Source organism: Bacillus pretiosus (genome assembly GCF_052947655.1).
In genome coordinates, this window is sequence record NZ_CM129593.1 from 4,899,775 (window position 1) to 4,918,828 (window position 19,054).

Here is a 19,054-nt window from a genome sequence, read left to right on the forward strand (position 1 = left end):
GGTGTTTGTATGACAGTTATCGCTAGCGTTAAAACCTGCCTTGCTAGTGTAAGGGGCGCTCAAGCAAGTTTAAGCTCCCTTTCACTAAATTCACAGGACGCGGAATCAAAACGCGTATTTCATGAATGTATGTTAGAAATGGACAGCATCATCGCTGATTTACAGAATAGAGTTTCATTATTAGAACGTGAAGAACCTCAATATAAAGGGTTTTAAGTAGACTGGAGGAAATGACTATGTCTCACCTGCCGGAATGGACACTTGTCATTCTTCGCTCTGTATTCATATTAATTATTTTATTCGCTATTACGAAATGGTTAGGGAAAAGACAAATCTCTCAGCTCTCCTTTTTTGAATACATAGCCGGAATGACAATCGGTGACATCGCTGCCCAAGTATCTACAGGGCTCGATTCAAAATTTTTCCACGGCGTCTTTGCGATACTCATTTTCGCTGTGGTACCTTTTTTCACAGGAATCCTCTCCTTAAAGAACAAAACAGCTCGCGACTTCTTTGAAGGGAAATCTACCGTATTAATAAAAGATGGAAAAATACTCGAAGATAACTTAAAGAAAGAAAAATATACAAGTGACGAATTACTGGAACTACTCCGTGGAAAAAATGCTTTCAGCGTAGCTGATGTTGAATTTGCCGTACTAGAACCGAGCGGAGAATTAAATGTATTATTAAAGAAAGATCGCCAACCACTTACAGCAAAAGACGTTGGCTTAAAAGTACCGAATGAAAAAGAACCACAAACTGTTATTATGGATGGCAATGTCTTAGATGAACCTCTATCCTCTAGTGGACATAACCGCGCTTGGTTACATTCTGAACTAGAAAAGCTCGGTGTTGTTATTGAAAATGTCTTTCTCGGTCAAGTGGATTCATACGGACAACTTACTATCGACATTTATAATGACAAACTACAAATGCCTTCTCCTCAAAACAAGCCTTTATTATTAGCATCTTTAAAAAAATGTCATGCTGATCTTGAACTATTTTCCCTAGAAACAAAGTCGAAATCAGCAAGCGAAATGTATAGTAAAAACGCGAAACACATCGAAAAGATTTTAAATAAAGTAACCTATCTTTTAAAAGAATAGATATCACAAGAACGCTTCAGTAAAAAGGCGTTCTTTTCTTTTTACTACAGATTTCATGACGTTTAAATTTATGTAATTCGGTTATGATGTTGAAGATACATAAGCAGGGAATTTCAAAAACATAGCGAATAATTCATGGTACAACTACATATTTTTTTGATTTAAAGTGGTTTCGTTTGACCTTTATTGACCATAATTGTATTATAAGACTAAGAAAGCTTTAGAAGGAGGAAATAACAGATGAATTTAATTCCTACAGTAATTGAACAAACAAATCGTGGAGAACGCGCTTACGATATTTACTCTCGACTATTAAAAGACCGCATCATTATGCTTGGTAGTGCAATTGATGACAACGTAGCTAACTCAATCGTTTCCCAGCTTTTATTCTTGGAATCTCAAGATCCAGAAAAAGATATTCACATCTACATCAATAGCCCTGGTGGTTCTATCACAGCAGGTATGGCAATTTACGATACAATGCAATTTATTAAACCACAAGTATCAACAATCTGTATCGGTATGGCTGCATCTATGGGTGCATTCTTACTTGCAGCAGGTGAAAAAGGAAAACGTTATGCACTTCCAAACAGTGAAGTAATGATTCACCAACCACTTGGCGGAGCACAAGGTCAAGCGACTGAAATCGAAATCGCTGCAAAACGTATCCTATTCTTACGTGAAAAACTAAACCAAATTCTTGCTGACCGCACAGGTCAACCACTTGAAGTACTACAACGCGACACAGACCGCGACAACTTCATGACAGCTGAAAGAGCTCTAGAATACGGCTTAATCGATAAGATCTTTACAAATCGTTAATACTTAAAAGCGGAAGCGGCTCGTTCAGAATCGCAGGGCGATGGAGCCCCTGATTCCGAGGCGCTTTTTGCCTCGAATGAAGGGGCGAAACGACCGGAGATTCTAGCCGCTGGAGCTGGATAGACTAAAAGCGGAAGCGCCCTATAATTGGGCGCTTCTTTTATATATTGTTCCCCGCTCACATACCCCACCTAGTATAACCCTAAATATATCGGCGATTTTTCAAATATATCGACCGTAACTCCAATTATATCGGCGATTATTTTAATATATCGACGATTCGACACAACTTATCGACTTACCGACAATCCTCGACAAGCATGCACCCCCTACATACCCGACTCCCAACACCAAATAACAAAACAAAAAAGCTATCGCACATGCGCGATAGCTTCTTATTGTATATATGCAGCTAATGCTTCTAAAGCTTCTTCTGCATCTGAACCTTCTGTTGTAATTGTTATCATGCTACCAGTTCCAATTGCTAAGCTCATAATCCCCATTATGCTCTTTGCATTCACTGTCTTTCCATCTTTCTCGATGAAGATATCCGCATGAAAGCGATTGGCCTCTTGTACAAACAACGCAGCCGGACGTGCTTGTAAACCGTTTTTTAATGAAACCTTAACTCGTTTTTGAACCACAGCTCCATTTCCCCTTTAACCTCTTATTTTTTTGCTACCGCTTCCCCCGCGCGTAATTTCTCTGCAATCTCATCGATTTTACGCAAACGATGATTAATACCCGATTTACTAATTTTCCCCCCGGATACCATCTCGCCTAACTCTTTCAATGTTACATCTTGATAATCTCTTCGTAATTGTGCAATTTCTCGCAGTTTATCTGGTAATATATCAAGACCAACTGTCTCATCAATATAACGGATATTTTCAATCTGCCTTAGCGCTGCACCAATTGTTTTATTTAAATTGGCTGTTTCGCAGTTCACTAAACGATTTACTGAATTACGCATATCGCGAACGATTCGAATGTCTTCAAATCTTAAAAGTGCATTATGAGCGCCTATAATATTTAAAAACTCCGTAATCTTTTCTGCTTCTTTCAAATACGTAATGTACCCTTTTCTTCTTTCCAACGTCTTACTATTTAAATCAAATCCGTTCATCAATTCACATATAGCATCATTATGTTCCTTATATAACGAAAAGACCTCTAAATGATAAGATGATGTTTCTGGGTTATTTACTGAACCACCTGCTAAAAATGCACCTCGTAAATACGATCGTTTACAACATTTCTTCTCGATTAATTCCTGGGATATATTTCGAATTAACGAAAAGTCATCTCGAACAATATGAAGATCAGCTAATATTTCGCGAGACTTCTCAACAAGCCGCACAATATATACATTATTTTTCTTCAATCGCATTTTTTTACGAACAAGTAATTCTACCGTCACGTCATATCCTTTTTTCAAAAGCGTATAAATCCTTCTTGCGATTGCCGCATTCTCCGTTTGAATATCGATAGATAGACGACGGTTTGAAAAAGAAAGCGATCCGTTCATTCGAAGTAACGCTGATAATTCTGCTTTCTCACAGCATTCCTTCACCTCAAGATTCGTTAGCTCTTTCTTTGTTTCTGATGCAAATGACACAGTCAACACCTCCTTATACGATTACTTTGGAACAAAAATCTTGTCCTATATGAAATGATGAGCGTTACCTCAAACGAGGCAACGCACATCTACAACAGTGAATATAAAATAGAAGCTAGTTTTAATGTATCGTGCCTTACAACACGATCATCATACTTCGCTAATTGATCTTGAATGACATCAATATTGCTCTCTGTAAAACGCTCTTCATCTACTACAACTGGTGCCGACATTTCTTCCTCATACAACTGACGTAATTCACAAGGAATATCACGGTTATTTACAATTGCAGTATCGATAAATGGTTTACCTAAATGATCATGTAACGCCTGCACATGGTCAAACGCAGTATATCCCATCGTTTCACCAGCTTGCGTCATAACATTACACACATATACCTTCTTCGCTTTTGCAGCAAGAACAGCATCCCCGATTTTGTTAACAACTAAATTCGGTAATATACTCGTATACAAACTTCCTGGACCAAAAACAAGTAAATCAGCTCGTTTAATCTCAGCCAACGTTTCATGTAACGGCTCTACATCTTCTGGAGTTAAAAAGACGCGGTTAATCTTCTTCCCAGAATAAGGAATCTTTGATTCACCTGTTACAATTTCTCCATCTTCTAGTTCCGCATGAAGTACCGCACTTTGGTTCGCTGCAGGTAACACACGTCCTCTGACATTTAACACTTTACTCGTTTCCGTAATCGCATGGAAGAAGTCTCCTGTAATCGAGGTCATACCCGCTAATAATAAATTTCCTAACGCATGACCTTTCAGCCCGTCTCCCGTTGTGAAACGATGCTGAAATAAAGCTTCCACCAGCGGCTCTACATCTGATAACGCAACAAGTACGTTACGAATGTCACCTGGGGGTGGAATTTCGAGCTCATCACGTAATCTACCTGAACTGCCACCATCATCAGCGATTGTAACAACTGCTGTAATATCAACCGGATATTGTTTTAATCCTCTTAATAAAACAGAGAGTCCAGTACCGCCTCCCATGATAACAATTTTAGGTTTTCTCTCTTTTTTCATCCCTTAATGGCCCTTTCTCTTCTCCACATCACGATGAGATACATGAACGCTATACTCTGGTTTCAAATGTTTCCCAAGGTATTCTGTAAGCGTAACAGAACGATGCTGTCCACCTGTACATCCAATTGCAATTACAAGTTGACTCTTGCCTTCTCTTTTATAATGAGGCAGCATGAAAGTAATAAGATCCGTCAATTTTTCTAAAAACTTATGTGTCTCATTAAATTTCAGCACATACGATGAAACTTCTTCATCTAGTCCTGTTAATGGCTTCATATGTGGAATGTAATATGGATTTGGTAAAAAACGAACATCAAATACTAAATCTGCATCAATTGGAATACCGTACTTAAATCCAAACGACATAACATTTACACGAAATGCTTGCTCAGTTTCAGTTGAAAACAGATGAACAATTTTTTCACGTAATTCTTTCGGTTTTAAATCCGATGTATCCAGCACAATATTCGCTCGTGCCTTCATATCAGTTAATAAGCCACGCTCCATCTCAATTCCCTTTAAAGGCAAACCAGTTGGTGCAAGTGGATGCGAACGTCTCGTTTCTTTATAACGAGTTACAAGCGTGCCATCTTTCGCATCTAAGAATAAAATATGAGGAATAATCCATGTACGTTCTGATAAATCATCAAGTGCTCCCCATAAATGTTCGAAAAACTCTCGGCCACGTAAATCAACGCCAAGTGCCACTTTATTCATTTTCCCTTTTGAATCCGCCATAAGTTCAATAAACTTCGGCAATAACATCGGTGGTAAATTATCTACACAAAAATATCCTAAATCTTCAAAACTTTGTAAAGCTACTGTCTTTCCAGCTCCAGACATTCCTGTAATAATTACCATTTTTATATCATTATTCTCTGTCATCGTATCCTCTCCTTGACGGTTTAACTCGGATCTAATCGATATGAAAGCAACTCAAAATCTGGGGTATATACAAATGTACCGTAGATTATGCCATTTCCTTTAATTAAATAATCAATAATGTGATAATCTCCTGGTGCCATTGCTAAATCATCAATTTTGTCAAATGTATGCCAACCAATGATGCCTTCTTCGCTCTCTAGTTTGTTTTCTCCTGCAAAATCTGTCGCTAAAAAGGAGAACATCATCCATTCAGAAACAACTTTATCACCTTCTTGGATGACAAAGGTGAAGACCCCTTTTAACGCTGGGTTCTTTAAATAAATACCTGTTTCTTCACGATACTCGCGAACAACGGAATCTCTTACTGTCTCACCACGCTCCATTTTCCCGCCTGGTGCAACCCACCAATTTCGGCGAGGTTTTTGGAGTAAGAGTACTTCATTATCTCTAATTAACACACAGTTTGTCACTCTTTGCATGTTTCTTCACCTCAGCTACTTGCAGTAAATTTCTCACTGCATACTCATTTCATTATACTATCAAAAACAGTTTGCTACAACGAAGGAGCCAGTCCTCTTTCGCTAAGCACATGCTACTCAACAATTTTAAAAAAGCTTTCTAGAACAAGCAATGTAAATGCCTAGACTTTCAATGAATAGCATGAAAAATCCCCTTAACGATTTTTATCGCCAAGGGGATTAAAGTCCTTATTTCTTACCGAAATAAGTAACAATCGCAAATCCTAAAATAAAGGTAATAATTGAACTTATAATTGAAAATCCTCCAGTTGGAATACCAGGGAACACAATTACAATCGAGCCGATAACAAGTCCAATAATTGCCGCAAATGTCATACTTTTATAACGATCTAACAAGAAACTAATTCCTTTACTACTTACAACAAACCCCGCCATAACACCAGCACCGATAACTACGATTAAAGGTAAGTTCAGTGTAGTTAAAGCATTAATTGCTGTCGGATACACACCAATAATTAATAAAATAAATGATCCGCTAATTCCAGGAAGCAACATAGCCATACTAGCCATCCAGCCCGCGAAAAATAAACCAATTGCATTTAAAATTGTTAACGTCGTAATTGGATCTGCTGCCTTATCTGGTTTAAAGAAAGCTGTGATCGCAACAAGAATTGCTGCAACTATTAATAAAACAATGTGCTTACCTTTAAACGACGACTTTGCATCAGCTTCTCTCATTAACATCGGTAATATACTAATAATTAAACCGAGGAAGAAAAATTGAGTCGGTTCATAATGATTTGCAAGTAAATATTTAATAACGTGACTTAACGTTAAAAACGCTGCTGCCACACCAGCTGCAAGGGGAATTAAAAACCCTAAATGTTTTTTCCATTCGCGACTAAAGAATCCACTAATTGCCGCAAGCAATTGTTCATAAATCCCTAACACAACAGCGATTGTACCGCCGCTCACACCAGGAATTAAATCACTAACGCCCATACAAAATCCACGATATATATTACGCCATTCCATACTGAATAAATTCCTCATTTCTTATAGTGATTTTTCCGTAAAGTCCAGTATATCAATAAGAAAGCTTATAATCCCAATATTTTTTGACAAAACTTTGACATTTTCATAAAAAAAAGAAAGCTCCTATCGGTAGCTTTCTTCTCAAAAGGCATATTATCCCTTATTTTTCTGATACTGTTTTTAGTTCTTCTAATAATTCTTCTACGTAATGTTGTGCACTTTGTGCTGCGATACTACCATCACCTGTTGCAGTTACAATTTGACGTAGCATTTTTTCGCGAACATCTCCAGCTGCGAAAATACCAGGAACTTTCGTTTCCATACGCTCATTTGTTTCAAGGTAACCATTTTCATTTGTAATACCTAGTTCAACAAATGGTTTTGATAGTGGTAACATACCGATGTATATGAACACGCCATCAGTTTTGACTTCTTTCTCTTCTCCACTGTTTACGTCTACAAGTGTTACGCTTCCCACTTTACCATTTGCATCGTTAATTTCTTTTATAGTGTGATTCCAAATGAAATCAACTTTCTCGTTTTGGAAAGCACGATCTTGTAAAATTTTCTGTGCACGAAGAGTGTCACGACGGTGAACGATTGTTACCTTTGATGCGAAGCGTGTTAAGAATACACCCTCTTCAACAGCAGAATCTCCACCACCAATAACTACAAGTTCTTTTCCTTTAAAGAAAGCCCCATCACATACTGCACAATATGATACACCACGGCCGCCAAGTTCTGTCTCGCCTGGCACACCAATTTTTTTATACTCTGCACCGCTTGCAACGATAATTGCACGTGCTTTATATTCTTTTTTACCAGCAATAATTGTTTTGTATTCTTTACCATCGATGACTGCTTTCACATCACCGTATGCATATTCAGCACCAAATTTCTTCGCATGCTCGAACATTTTATTTGATAAGTCTGGTCCTAAAATAGACTCATAACCTGGGTAGTTCTCTACATCCTCTGTGTTTGCCATTTGGCCACCTGGGATACCACGCTCAAGCATTAATGTGCTTAAATTCGCACGAGATGTATATACTGCAGCTGTCATACCAGCTGGTCCTGCACCAATAATAATGACATCATAAATTTTTTCTTCTGACACACTATTCACTCCTATTCATTCCTACACAATTAAGTTACCCTCATTATACTGTTAGCATCATTTTTTTCCCAATGATTTGCTTACCCTATGTGTGCGTACGTTTAACAGCCTGCACATACTTTCGAACAGTCGCTACAGATACATTATATACATCCCCAAGCTCCGACTGTGTCATCTTATTTCCTTGTTCGCTGCGTACGATATATTCAACAGCAGCTGACCAGCCGTATACATTTGTAAAAACTGCCCCAGATGTATATAAACGTATGAACGTACAAAACCAAAATTGTAAACACTCTTCGATTAATTCATCATCTTTTTTCGTATAATTATATAAAGCATCCGCAATTTGTGCGCACTGTTCAAATTGCTGTAAATCAGCTGGAATGCTCTTATGGCTATTAAGTAAAAAGAAATACTTTGCAAGTTGCGATACGATTGGAACACCGTTCTTCGCCTGCGTTACATCAAAGAAGAATCCCACCTTCTCTGGCGTTGACAATTCATTCATTAAATATAAAGCTAGCATTTGTTCCTCTAGCGTCGTACTTTGTTGAAATGATTTTCGTAATTCTTCAAATAATACGTTTTGTCCTTCATCTGCTAAATTCAGCGCATTCCACGGTTCTTTTCCCTTTTTATCAGGGTGCAATTCTACAACATGCTGCCACATTTTTTCGGCTACTTGCTGATCTTTCACCATATAAGCAGAATATGCAAACCAATAATAAAAACTAACGTCTCCCTCATATCCTTGACGCTTTAATACTTTGAACCATTTATATGCAGGCTCAAAATGACCAATTGTTGCAAGTGTCGTTCCAAGTTTCAAACGATGCTCGAACGAAATCGGATATACTGAAACTAACTGCTCCGCTAACGCTTCTACTTGTTTATGCTCTCCAATTGAATATAGGAAAATAAGCGTATTACAAAGCGCATGTATATTACCAGGATTTTTCTCTAAAATCATTTCCGTTAACTTCAGAGCTTTATCTACATTACCAGATTGAAAATGTGCAATGGCTAAATTATTATGACCCGACCAAAATTCCGGATAATCTTTTGTAACAATTTCCAATGTAGCAATTGCTTCTTCCAATTGTCCGTTACGAATATAACGATTCGCTTCTTCTTGCATAACAATTAGATCGTCTTCATCCTCAATCTCTTCCTCACCCATCGCTTCTTCTTCCATAATTTCAAGTAATTCTAATGTATCTTCTACAAATTCCTTCTCTTCTGCAACTTCTAAATAGCGATCCGCATACTTTTTCGCCTGCTGAAATAGCCCCATATATGCATAATTATTTGCAATAAAATAATAGCATTGTTCAAGTTCTGGATTAGATCTAACAAGCTTAAAGAAGATTTGATTCGACTCTTGATATTCACCAGCCTCAGATAATACTGTTGCTAATTGGCATAAAATAAACGGCTCCTTCTCACTTTGTGCCGCTCTTCGAAAATATTTAATTGCATCTTGCAATTTCTGTCCTTTGTAAGCCCTCATCCCTTTTTTATAAAAGAAGTCCGATAATTGATTAAAAGAGATAACTTGTCCGTTCTCCTTATATATTCCTTGATTTTTCCCCATATATCCTCCAGTTTTTTGTTTTCTTCGTTCACACATTCTTCTATCTATAAGTATAAACGATTCCGTAAAAAACAAAACAGTATATTATACTCAATTATTTCCTTTTTATTCATTAAAAAAGAAGAGAAATGTTACATTTTTAGCATCAACCTTCTCTAGCATCCATTTCTTCTTTCGTATAAATAACACGCATTGGATTTCCACCCACGAAAGCACCACTTGGGACATCTCTATGAACAAGTGTGCCAGCTGAAACAATCGCGCCATCCCCAATTTTCACACCTGGTAATATAGTCGTATTTGCTCCAATCATCACTTCATTTCCTATGACGATCTCTCCAAGTCGATATTCACGAATTAAATATTCATGTGCTAAAAGCGTTGTATTATAGCCGATAATTGAATTCTCTCCCACAGTTATCTTTTCTGGGAACATAATATCCGGCACTACCATAAGCGCAATTGATGTTTTCTTTCCGACTTTCATCCGTAAAAATGTACGGTACAACCAATTCTTGACGGATAAAAATGGTGTATAACGCGCAATTTGAATAATAATAAAGTTTTTCATTACCTTCCAAAAAGAAACTGTTTTATACACATTCCATAATGAATTTTCTCCTGAAACAGGATAGCGCGTTGTCCGTCGCACTTAACTCGCTCCTCTACTAAAAAGTGAAACTGTAAGTTAGTAGGGAAACAGACCCCTACTAACTTACTTGGACCTTTATGAACGGTTCATATCAGACAAAATCGGTAGCAAATCACTCATTTTATCTAACATAAAGTCCGGCTTGTAAGCCTCTAAATATGCTCTACCTTTCAACGTCCATGAGACAGCAGCTGTTTTCGTGCCCGCATTTTGTCCGCCGACAACATCATGGTGATTATCCCCAACCATCAATGCTTCTTCCGGTTTCGCATCTAATAACTCAAGCGCTTTTTGAAGTGGTTCTGGATGTGGTTTCACATGCTCCACATCATCAATTGTCACGACAACATCAAAAAATTCATCAAGCTTTGACAACTTTAATCCCATCTCAACTGTTTGTCTCGCTTTCGTTGTAACAATACCAACTTTATAGCCTTGCTTCTTCAACTCTTGAACTGTTTCATATACAGTTTCATATTCTTCCACTAATTCATCGTGATGATCATGGTTAAATTGACGATAACATGTAATCATCTCTTCAACCTTGTTTTCATCAATCTTGCTGAAAGTATCATGTAAAGAAGGGCCAATAAATGACAATACATCTTCACGCTTATATTGACTTGGATAATATGTATGTAACGTATGTAAAAAAGAAGAAATAATAAGTTCGTTTGTATTAATTAAAGTTCCATCTAAATCAAATAACACTGTATTTATTCTCATTGCCTTAGTCCCTTCTCTTTCCTGAATATGAAAGAAGCAGCATCTTATAATAAGATGCTACTTTTCTCTAATTTTCCGAATATCTTTTATCAGCTTGCCCCATTTTTCGTCTCACGATAATGAAAATAATAGAAATAACAACAAGTCCAATTGACATTACTTGTGCGATACGAAGTGGTCCTAACATTAAACTATCTGTACGTAAGCCTTCTACGAAGAAGCGCCCTATTGAATACCAAATTAAATATGTGAAGAATAATTCCCCGCGTCGTAAATTCACTTTTCGTAATGCAAGTAATAAAATGACACCTGCAAAATTCCATAATGATTCATATAAAAACGTTGGATGATAGTACACACCCTCAATATACATTTGATTAATAATGAAATCCGGTAAATGAAGTCCTTCTAAAAACTGTCTCGTTACTTCATCACCATGCGCCTCTTGGTTCATAAAGTTTCCCCATCGACCAATTGCTTGTCCTAGTAAAATACTTGGCGCAGCAATATCAGCCAACTTCCAGAATGAAACCCCGCGTCGTTTCGCAAAAAGAATCCCTGTAATAACAGCCCCGATTAAACCACCATGAATCGCCAAGCCACCTTGACGAATATTAATAATTTGACTCGGGTTTTGCGCGTAATATTCCCATTCAAAAATAACATAGTACATTCTCGCAAATAGAATAGCGATCGGTACTGCAATTAATACAAGGTCAACAAATGTATCTTTTGGAATACCTAGTCTTTCTCCCTCGCGAGTTGCTAGCCAAAGACCTAATAGCACGCCTGTACCGATAATAATCCCATACCAATATACAGGAAACGGCCCAAGTTGGATCGCTACACGGTCAAGCTGTGGTACAGAACCTAACAGCATATGTATGACCTCCCTCTCCAAAGTTTACTCCTGATTTCCTAACTCAATCGCACTCATTAATCGTTCAGAGAACTGTTGTGCTGCATTGACTCCCATACGTTTTAAACGGAAATTCATCGCTGCTACTTCAATAATAACAGCCAAGTTTCGACCAGGACGAACTGGAAGTGTAATCTTCGTAAGCTCTGTATCAATAATCTTCATCTTCTCTTCATCAAGACCTAAGCGATCGTAATTTTTCTTTTGATCCCAAATTTCAAGATTAATAACAAGTGTAATACGCTTATAATTTCGCACTGCCCCTGCACCGAATAACGTCATAACGTTAATGATACCTAGACCACGAATTTCTAATAAATGCTCAATTAAATCTGGTGAGCTTCCTACCAATGTGTCTTCATCTTCTTGGCGAATCTCTACACTATCATCCGCAACAAGACGGTGACCACGTTTTACAAGCTCAAGAGCTGTCTCACTTTTACCGACACCACTTTGACCTGTAATTAAAACACCAACACCGTAAATATCTACTAACACACCATGTACAGCTGTTGTTGGTGCTAACTTACCTTCTAAATAATTTGTTAAACGACTTGATAATCTTGTTGTCGTTTGAGCAGAACGTAATAAAGGCATGCCTGATTCACGTGATGCTTGCAATAACTCATCTGGTACATCTTGATTCCGAGTTATAATAATACATGGCGTCTCCTCAGTACAAAGCGCTTTCATTCTCTCTTGTTTTTGCTCTGACGTTAATGTGTCAAAGAACGTAAGCTCCGTCTTTCCAAGAAGCTGCACGCGATCAGCTGGATAATATGTGAAAAATCCTGCCATTTCAATTCCAGGTCGTGATAAATCACTTGTATCAATCGGACGATGAATTCCTTCTTCACCACTTATTAACTCCAATTGAAATTGTTCAATTAAATCTTTTGTCCTTACTTTCGGCATATGTATAAACCTCCACTCCGCTGCGGGTTCAGTCTCATTTGATGTAAAATTCCATTCTACCGGATATTGTACCATTTTTTTCTGGAAACAAGAAATACGGTTTCTAATAAATAGAAAAAAACATTTCATACACATCATGAAATGTTTTTCTTTTTGTCATTTTCTCTTTTTTTCATATAAAGGTTCCACAATTGCCTTTTCAATAATCATATTAAAAATTGAAATACAAATTGCCGCAACGATTGCTACACCAAACCCTGATATATTAAACGCATCTCCTAATAATGAATCTGCTATTTTTAACGTAATCGCATTAATAACAATTAAGAAGAACCCGAAAGTTACAAGAGTAATTGGTAGCGTAATTAAAATTAAAAACGGTTTTACGAACACATTTAAAACAGCTAAGATAATACTCGCAATAATTGCAGTCTGTATATTTGCTACGTAAAACGCGTCTGGCGCAATCCCTTTTAAAAGTCCCGATACAGCGATTAACACAACGCTATTTACAAGAAGTGATACAATCCATCTCATTTTCTTACACATCCTTTTGACATATATATTTCATCATACGCTAATAGATTATAAACGCAAGTATCATACAAACACTTATATCAACTTATTCTACTCTTCCTGCTTGTATACCTACTAACATTTCCTCGCAAAATAAGGGCCATACCATCTATGTTCATGAGTTTTTACAAAAGTCCAAGTGAACTCTTTATCTACAATATAGATATCGCCTTTATACATATCGTCCCTCTCACACAATATATCCTCCATATGTAATAAACTCGTATCTTTTATTAGCAGTACATCATCACAATGTTGATAGAATATATAGCAATCCTTTTTCACTTCATTATGAAACGCATTCTCCGCTTCTTCACCCTCTAAACACTTCTTTTTCTCATAACTAAATATGTGCCAAAGAAACCCACATGCATACTTATCACCATACAGAAAGATGTCTTCCTTTTCCTCATCACTTACATGATTTGCAAAGTTATCCTCCCAGCGCTTCCGAAAATAAACACCCCAACTTTGAAACTCTCTTACCTTCATGTTTTTCTTTCTTAAAACATCTGTAAACTCCATCTTTTCCCCCTATGAACGAAAAACCGAGTGTCATTTCCACTCGGTTTTTCGTAATACACTTATTGAGATAACTCTACTTCTTTTATTTTCTCTTTCATTCTTGCTTTATCGCGATTTAAAATCTCTTTTAAATACTTACCTGTATACGAGCGTTCTTCTTTTACTACTTGCTCTGGCGTTCCGGAAGCAACAATTTGCCCACCTTTATCTCCGCCCTCTGGTCCAAGGTCAACGATATAATCAGCTGTTTTAATTACATCTAAATTATGTTCAATAACAAGAACTGTCTCGCCACTTTCAACAAGGCGTTGCAGCACTTCTAGAAGACGCGCGATATCATGTGCATGCAAACCAGTCGTTGGCTCATCTAAAATATATAACGTACGCCCAGTAGAACGACGGTGTAATTCAGAAGCTAGCTTCACGCGCTGCGCTTCACCACCAGATAACGTCGTAGCTGGCTGTCCTAATTTCATATAACCAAGACCTACATCTACAAGCGTTTGAAGTTTACGCTTAATTTTTGGGATATTAGCGAAGAACTCTACTCCATCTTCAATTGTCATCCCTAACACTTCAGAAATGTTCTTATCTTTATACTTCACTTCTAACGTTTCGCGGTTATAACGTTTACCATGACAAACTTCACATGGAACGTATACGTCTGGTAAGAAGTGCATTTCGATTTTAATAATCCCATCACCACGGCACGCTTCACAACGTCCACCTTTTACATTAAAGCTGAAACGTCCTTTTTGATATCCACGCACTTTCGCTTCATTCGTTTGTGCAAACACATCACGAATATCATCGAATACACCTGTATACGTCGCTGGATTAGAACGTGGTGTACGCCCGATTGGCGATTGATCGATATCGATTACTTTATCTAAATGCTCAAGACCTTTAATTTCTTTATGAGTACCTGACTTCGCTTTCGCTTTATATAACTTTTGTGCTAATGATTTATATAGTACTTCATTAATCATCGTACTTTTACCGGAACCAGATACACCCGTTATCGCTACAAACGTACCAAGCGGGAATGACATCTTTGCATTCTTTAAGTTATTCTCTTTTGCACCGATAATTTCCACTTTACGTCCGTCACCTTTACGTCTTTCAAGTGGAACCGGAATAAACTCTTTACCGCTTAAATACTTCCCTGTTAGCGAATTATCATCTTGCATCACTTCAGCTGGCGTCCCCGCTGATACAACTTGACCACCGTGAATACCTGCACCAGGTCCGATATCAAGTAAATAATCAGCAGCCATCATCGTATCTTCATCATGTTCAACGACAATTAACGTATTCCCTAAATCACGCATCTCTTGCAACGTACGAATAAGACGATCGTTATCGCGCTGATGCAAGCCGATTGAAGGCTCATCAAGAATGTAAAGTACGCCAGTAAGACGAGAACCGATTTGTGTCGCTAAACGAATACGCTGCGCCTCACCACCTGATAAAGTTCCTGCGGCACGACTTAACGTTAAATAATCTAAACCGACGTTCACTAAGAATCCAACGCGCTCCTGGATTTCTCTTAAAATTAAATGAGCAATTTTTTGTTGTTTCTCCGTTAGCTCCACATTCGAGAAGAATTCCTGTACTTCTTGAACAGAATACTTCGTTACATCAGCAATCGTTTTATCACCAACGAAAACAGCTAAACTCTCTGGCTTTAAGCGTCCACCTTTACACTTCGGACAAGCTTGCTCTGCCATATATTTCTCCATTTGCTCACGAACATAATCAGAACTCGTTTCACGATAACGACGTTCGATATTTGGAATAACACCTTCAAATAAAATCTCATTTTCCTTTACTTGACCAAATTCATTTACATAGCGGAAATAAACTTTTTCTTCTCCGCTTCCGTACAACACTTTATCAAATAAATCTTTCGGTATATCTTTCACAGGCATATCCATATCAACGCCGTAATGATTACATACAGATTGTAAAAGCTGCGGATAATATTGTGAGCTTGTCGGTTCCCAAGGCGCAATCGCATGTTCATTTAATGATAAATCCCAATTCGGAATGACAAGTTCTAAATCTACCTCTAACTTTGAACCAAGTCCATCACAAGAAGGACATGCCCCGAATGGACTGTTGAATGAGAACATGCGCGGCTCTAATTCTCCGATTGAAAAACCACAATGCGGACAAGCATGATGTTCACTAAATAGAAGTTCCTCTTCTCCCATTACATCAATTAACACTCGGCCCCCGCCAAGCTTTAATGCACTTTCAAGAGAATCCGCAAGACGGCTTGCAATCCCTTCTTTTACAACAATACGGTCAATTACAACTTCAATCGAATGCTTCTTATTTTTATCTAGCGCAATATCTTCAGATACATCAAGCATTTCACCATCAACACGTACACGAACATACCCTTGCTTCTTAATATCTTCAAGCACTTTCACATGTGCACCTTTACGCCCAGAAACGATAGGAGCTAACACTTGTAATTTCGTACGTTCAGGATATTCAAGTACACGGTCTACCATCTGCTCTACTGTTTGTGACGTAATTTCAATACCATGATTCGGACAAATTGGCGTACCAATTCGCGCAAATAATAAACGTAAATAATCATAAATCTCCGTGACCGTTCCGACTGTTGAACGTGGATTACGACTCGTTGTTTTTTGATCGATTGAAATCGCTGGTGACAATCCTTCAATCGTATCTACATCCGGCTTATCCATTTGTCCTAAAAACTGACGCGCATACGCAGATAACGATTCTACGTATCTGCGCTGCCCTTCTGCATAAATCGTATCAAACGCTAATGATGATTTCCCTGAACCAGACAATCCCGTCACAACAACAAGCTGATTTCTCGGAATGGTTACATCAATATTTTTTAAGTTATGTGCTCTAGCACCTTTTACGACAATAAAATCCTTGCTTATGCTCACTCTGTTCACCCTTCCGCTTTTAATTCTAATAGTAAATCTCTTAATTCAGCTGCACGCTCGAAATCTAACGCTTTTGCTGCTTCTTTCATCTCTGCTTCCATCTTCGCAATTGTCTTTTCACGCTCTTTTTTCGTCATCTTCTTAGCTGGTGCCGCTTCATACATTTCCGGCTCTTCAGCAGCTGTCGTTGCACGGATAACATCACGCACGCCTTTTTGAATCGTTTTCGGCGTAATACCATGCTCTTTATTGTAAGCTTCTTGTATAGTACGACGACGCTGCGTTTCTTCAATTGCAATTCCCATTGATCTTGTTATACGATCTGCATACATAATAACGCGGCCGTTTTCATTACGTGCTGCACGACCGATTGTTTGAATTAATGAACGCTCTGAACGCAAGAATCCTTCCTTATCAGCATCTAAAATAGCTACAAGTGATACTTCTGGAATATCTAATCCTTCTCGTAATAAGTTAATACCGACAAGTACGTCAAACTTACCAAGGCGAAGATCACGGATAATTTCAATACGTTCTAACGTTTTAATTTCAGAGTGAAGATAGTTCACTTTAATTCCTACATCTTTTAAGTAGTCTGTTAAATCCTCTGACATCTTCTTCGTTAAAGTCGTAATTAATACACGTTCATTTTTTGCAATGCGATCTTGAATTTCTCCTAATAAATCATCAATTTGCCCTTCAATTGGTCGTATATCAATTGGTGGATCTAAAAGCCCTGTTGGACGAATAATTTGTTCTATTACTTCCGGTGCCTGCTCTAACTCGTACGGTCCTGGCGTTGCTGAAACGTAAATAACTTGATTCGTTTTCCCTTCAAACTCATCAAACGTAAGCGGTCTATTATCTAAAGCTGATGGCAGACGGAATCCATGATCTACAAGCACTTGTTTACGTGCTTGGTCCCCGTTATACATCGCTCTTACTTGCGGTACTGATACGTGTGACTCATCCATAACGATTAAGAAGTCTTTCGGGAAATAGTCTAATAACGTATACGGCGTTGCACCCGCTGGACGAAGTGTTAAATGACGGGAATAGTTTTCAATCCCTGAACAAAAGCCCATCTCGCGCATCATTTCTAAATCATAACGTGTACGCTGTTCTATACGCTGCGCTTCTAACAACTTGCCATTATCATTTAATTCCTTTAAACGTTCTTCTAATTCTTTTTCTATATTTTCAATAGCGACCTTCATCTTTTCTTCACGTGTAACGAAGTGAGATGCTGGGAAGATTGCTACATGATCACGTTCTGCTAATACTTCACCTGTTAACGCATTTACTTCGCGAATACGATCGATTTCATCGCCAAAAAATTCAATTCGAATACAATGCTCATCAAGTGATGCTGGGAAGATTTCAACTACATCTCCGCGCACACGGAATGTACCACGCTTGAAATCAATGTCATTACGTCCATACTGCACATCAACAAGTTCACGAAGCAATTGATTGCGGTCCTTTTCCATACCAACTCTAAGTGAAACAACTAACTCGCGGTATTCTTCTGGAGAACCTAAACCATATATACACGAAACACTCGCAACAATAATCACATCATCCCGTTCAAATAGTGCAGATGTTGCTGAGTGACGCAATTTATCGATTTCATCATTAATCTGCGCATCTTTTTCAATAAACGTATCTGTTTGAGGCACATACGCTTCTGGCTGATAATAATCGTAATAACTAACAAAATATTCAACTGCATTATTCGGAAAAAAATCTTTCAGCTCACTATATAACTGTCCTGCTAACGTTTTATTATGAGCCATAACAAGTGTTGGCTTCTGCACTTCTTTAATGACATTTGAAATCGTAAATGTCTTACCCGTTCCTGTTGCTCCAAGCAACACTTGCTTTTTCTTCCCACTATTAATTCCCTCTACAAGCTTTTCTATAGCTACCGGCTGATCACCTTGCGGGGAATAAGCTGAGATAATTTCAAATTGATGTTCCAAACAAAACCGACCTCCTCGTAAAAAATCTGTATTCCCATTTTACCACGAATGCTCATAAAAAAACCAAGAAAACGAACAGATATTCGGTAAAATTTTCGACAATATATACATAGAAAGAGGA

General features: G+C 37.9%; 19 protein-coding genes. 3 read left to right on the forward strand and 16 right to left on the reverse strand.

Going from position 1 to position 19,054, the window contains the following annotated elements; all coding sequences use genetic code 11:
- Nucleotides 1–9: 9 nt before the first annotated feature.
- From ACU8YW_RS25480 to clpP, 3 genes are all read left to right on the forward strand, one after another.
- A complete protein-coding gene (locus ACU8YW_RS25480) occupies nucleotides 10–216 on the forward strand; it encodes a DUF1657 domain-containing protein (RefSeq protein WP_088064786.1) in 207 nt (68 codons plus the stop codon).
- Nucleotides 217–236: 20 nt separating this feature from the next.
- Nucleotides 237–1,106 (forward strand): DUF421 domain-containing protein, encoded by an 870-nt coding sequence (locus ACU8YW_RS25485; RefSeq protein ID WP_046955590.1) that lies wholly within the window; start codon nucleotides 237–239, stop codon nucleotides 1,104–1,106.
- Between the two features lie 240 nt (nucleotides 1,107–1,346).
- A complete protein-coding gene (clpP, locus tag ACU8YW_RS25490; RefSeq protein ID WP_001049163.1) occupies nucleotides 1,347–1,928 on the forward strand; it encodes an ATP-dependent Clp endopeptidase proteolytic subunit ClpP in 582 nt (193 codons plus the stop codon).
- 395 nt (nucleotides 1,929–2,323) lie between these two features.
- Here the strand turns inward: clpP and ACU8YW_RS25495 are convergent, their stop codons facing one another.
- The 16 genes from ACU8YW_RS25495 to uvrB all read right to left on the reverse strand — a co-directional run bounded on the left by ACU8YW_RS25495 (nucleotide 2,324) and on the right by uvrB (nucleotide 18,933).
- Nucleotides 2,324–2,572, reverse strand: a complete 249-nt coding sequence (locus tag ACU8YW_RS25495; RefSeq protein ID WP_000250305.1) for an HPr family phosphocarrier protein — start codon at nucleotides 2,570–2,572, stop codon at nucleotides 2,324–2,326.
- Between the two features lie 23 nt (nucleotides 2,573–2,595).
- Entirely contained in the window at nucleotides 2,596–3,546 is a 951-nt protein-coding gene (gene whiA, locus ACU8YW_RS25500; RefSeq protein ID WP_000006569.1) for a DNA-binding protein WhiA, read from the reverse strand.
- 89 nt (nucleotides 3,547–3,635) lie between these two features.
- On the reverse strand, nucleotides 3,636–4,589 hold the full coding sequence (mgfK, locus tag ACU8YW_RS25505; protein WP_000712182.1) for a gluconeogenesis morphogenetic factor MgfK: 954 nt from the start codon (nucleotides 4,587–4,589) through the stop codon (nucleotides 3,636–3,638).
- 3 nt (nucleotides 4,590–4,592) lie between these two features.
- Nucleotides 4,593–5,474 (reverse strand): RNase adapter RapZ, encoded by an 882-nt coding sequence (gene rapZ / locus ACU8YW_RS25510; RefSeq protein ID WP_000138461.1) that lies wholly within the window; start codon nucleotides 5,472–5,474, stop codon nucleotides 4,593–4,595.
- 20 nt (nucleotides 5,475–5,494) lie between these two features.
- Nucleotides 5,495–5,953 (reverse strand): NUDIX hydrolase, encoded by a 459-nt coding sequence (locus ACU8YW_RS25515; RefSeq protein ID WP_001190080.1) that lies wholly within the window; start codon nucleotides 5,951–5,953, stop codon nucleotides 5,495–5,497.
- Between the two features lie 228 nt (nucleotides 5,954–6,181).
- A complete protein-coding gene (locus ACU8YW_RS25520; RefSeq protein WP_000455195.1) occupies nucleotides 6,182–6,988 on the reverse strand; it encodes a DUF368 domain-containing protein in 807 nt (268 codons plus the stop codon).
- A gap of 160 nt (nucleotides 6,989–7,148) precedes the next feature.
- Nucleotides 7,149–8,105, reverse strand: a complete 957-nt coding sequence (gene trxB, locus ACU8YW_RS25525) for a thioredoxin-disulfide reductase (RefSeq protein ID WP_001288065.1) — start codon at nucleotides 8,103–8,105, stop codon at nucleotides 7,149–7,151.
- An 85-nt stretch (nucleotides 8,106–8,190) separates the two neighbouring features.
- Entirely contained in the window at nucleotides 8,191–9,702 is a 1,512-nt protein-coding gene (locus ACU8YW_RS25530) for a tetratricopeptide repeat protein (protein ID WP_088064788.1), read from the reverse strand.
- A gap of 145 nt (nucleotides 9,703–9,847) precedes the next feature.
- A complete protein-coding gene (locus ACU8YW_RS25535; RefSeq protein ID WP_048542491.1) occupies nucleotides 9,848–10,354 on the reverse strand; it encodes an acyltransferase in 507 nt (168 codons plus the stop codon).
- Nucleotides 10,355–10,429: 75 nt separating this feature from the next.
- The gene (gene ppaX / locus ACU8YW_RS25540) at nucleotides 10,430–11,080 is read right to left on the reverse strand and encodes a pyrophosphatase PpaX (RefSeq protein ID WP_087983934.1); all 651 of its coding nucleotides are present in this window, start codon (nucleotides 11,078–11,080) and stop codon (nucleotides 10,430–10,432) included.
- 67 nt (nucleotides 11,081–11,147) lie between these two features.
- Nucleotides 11,148–11,960 (reverse strand): prolipoprotein diacylglyceryl transferase, encoded by an 813-nt coding sequence (gene lgt, locus ACU8YW_RS25545; protein ID WP_000924234.1) that lies wholly within the window; start codon nucleotides 11,958–11,960, stop codon nucleotides 11,148–11,150.
- Between the two features lie 24 nt (nucleotides 11,961–11,984).
- A complete protein-coding gene (hprK, locus tag ACU8YW_RS25550) occupies nucleotides 11,985–12,914 on the reverse strand; it encodes an HPr(Ser) kinase/phosphatase (RefSeq protein ID WP_001127247.1) in 930 nt (309 codons plus the stop codon).
- Nucleotides 12,915–13,070: 156 nt separating this feature from the next.
- Entirely contained in the window at nucleotides 13,071–13,451 is a 381-nt protein-coding gene (locus ACU8YW_RS25555) for a phage holin family protein (protein WP_001267307.1), read from the reverse strand.
- A gap of 114 nt (nucleotides 13,452–13,565) precedes the next feature.
- On the reverse strand, nucleotides 13,566–14,015 hold the full coding sequence (locus tag ACU8YW_RS25560; RefSeq protein WP_088608597.1) for a DUF4275 family protein: 450 nt from the start codon (nucleotides 14,013–14,015) through the stop codon (nucleotides 13,566–13,568).
- Nucleotides 14,016–14,074: 59 nt separating this feature from the next.
- Complete coding sequence (uvrA, locus tag ACU8YW_RS25565) at nucleotides 14,075–16,945, reverse strand: excinuclease ABC subunit UvrA (RefSeq protein WP_426934201.1); 2,871 nt, start codon at nucleotides 16,943–16,945, stop codon at nucleotides 14,075–14,077.
- A gap of 11 nt (nucleotides 16,946–16,956) precedes the next feature.
- Nucleotides 16,957–18,933, reverse strand: a complete 1,977-nt coding sequence (uvrB, locus tag ACU8YW_RS25570; RefSeq protein WP_048542497.1) for an excinuclease ABC subunit B — start codon at nucleotides 18,931–18,933, stop codon at nucleotides 16,957–16,959.
- Between the last annotated feature and the right edge of the window lie 121 nt (nucleotides 18,934–19,054).

Coding starts and splice junctions, on each gene's coding strand:
- ACU8YW_RS25480 (WP_088064786.1), top strand. CDS start 10: ATGACAGTTATCGCTAGCGTTAAAACCTGCCTTGCTAGTGTAAGGGGC.
- ACU8YW_RS25485 (WP_046955590.1), top strand. CDS start 237: ATGTCTCACCTGCCGGAATGGACACTTGTCATTCTTCGCTCTGTATTC.
- clpP (WP_001049163.1), top strand. CDS start 1,347: ATGAATTTAATTCCTACAGTAATTGAACAAACAAATCGTGGAGAACGC.
- mgfK (WP_000712182.1), bottom strand. CDS start 4,589: ATGAAAAAAGAGAGAAAACCTAAAATTGTTATCATGGGAGGCGGTACT.
- rapZ (WP_000138461.1), bottom strand. CDS start 5,474: ATGACAGAGAATAATGATATAAAAATGGTAATTATTACAGGAATGTCT.
- ACU8YW_RS25515 (WP_001190080.1), bottom strand. CDS start 5,953: ATGCAAAGAGTGACAAACTGTGTGTTAATTAGAGATAATGAAGTACTC.
- ACU8YW_RS25520 (WP_000455195.1), bottom strand. CDS start 6,988: ATGGAATGGCGTAATATATATCGTGGATTTTGTATGGGCGTTAGTGAT.
- ACU8YW_RS25530 (WP_088064788.1), bottom strand. CDS start 9,702: ATGGGGAAAAATCAAGGAATATATAAGGAGAACGGACAAGTTATCTCT.
- ppaX (WP_087983934.1), bottom strand. CDS start 11,080: ATGAGAATAAATACAGTGTTATTTGATTTAGATGGAACTTTAATTAAT.
- lgt (WP_000924234.1), bottom strand. CDS start 11,960: ATGCTGTTAGGTTCTGTACCACAGCTTGACCGTGTAGCGATCCAACTT.
- hprK (WP_001127247.1), bottom strand. CDS start 12,914: ATGCCGAAAGTAAGGACAAAAGATTTAATTGAACAATTTCAATTGGAG.
- ACU8YW_RS25555 (WP_001267307.1), bottom strand. CDS start 13,451: ATGAGATGGATTGTATCACTTCTTGTAAATAGCGTTGTGTTAATCGCT.
- ACU8YW_RS25560 (WP_088608597.1), bottom strand. CDS start 14,015: ATGGAGTTTACAGATGTTTTAAGAAAGAAAAACATGAAGGTAAGAGAG.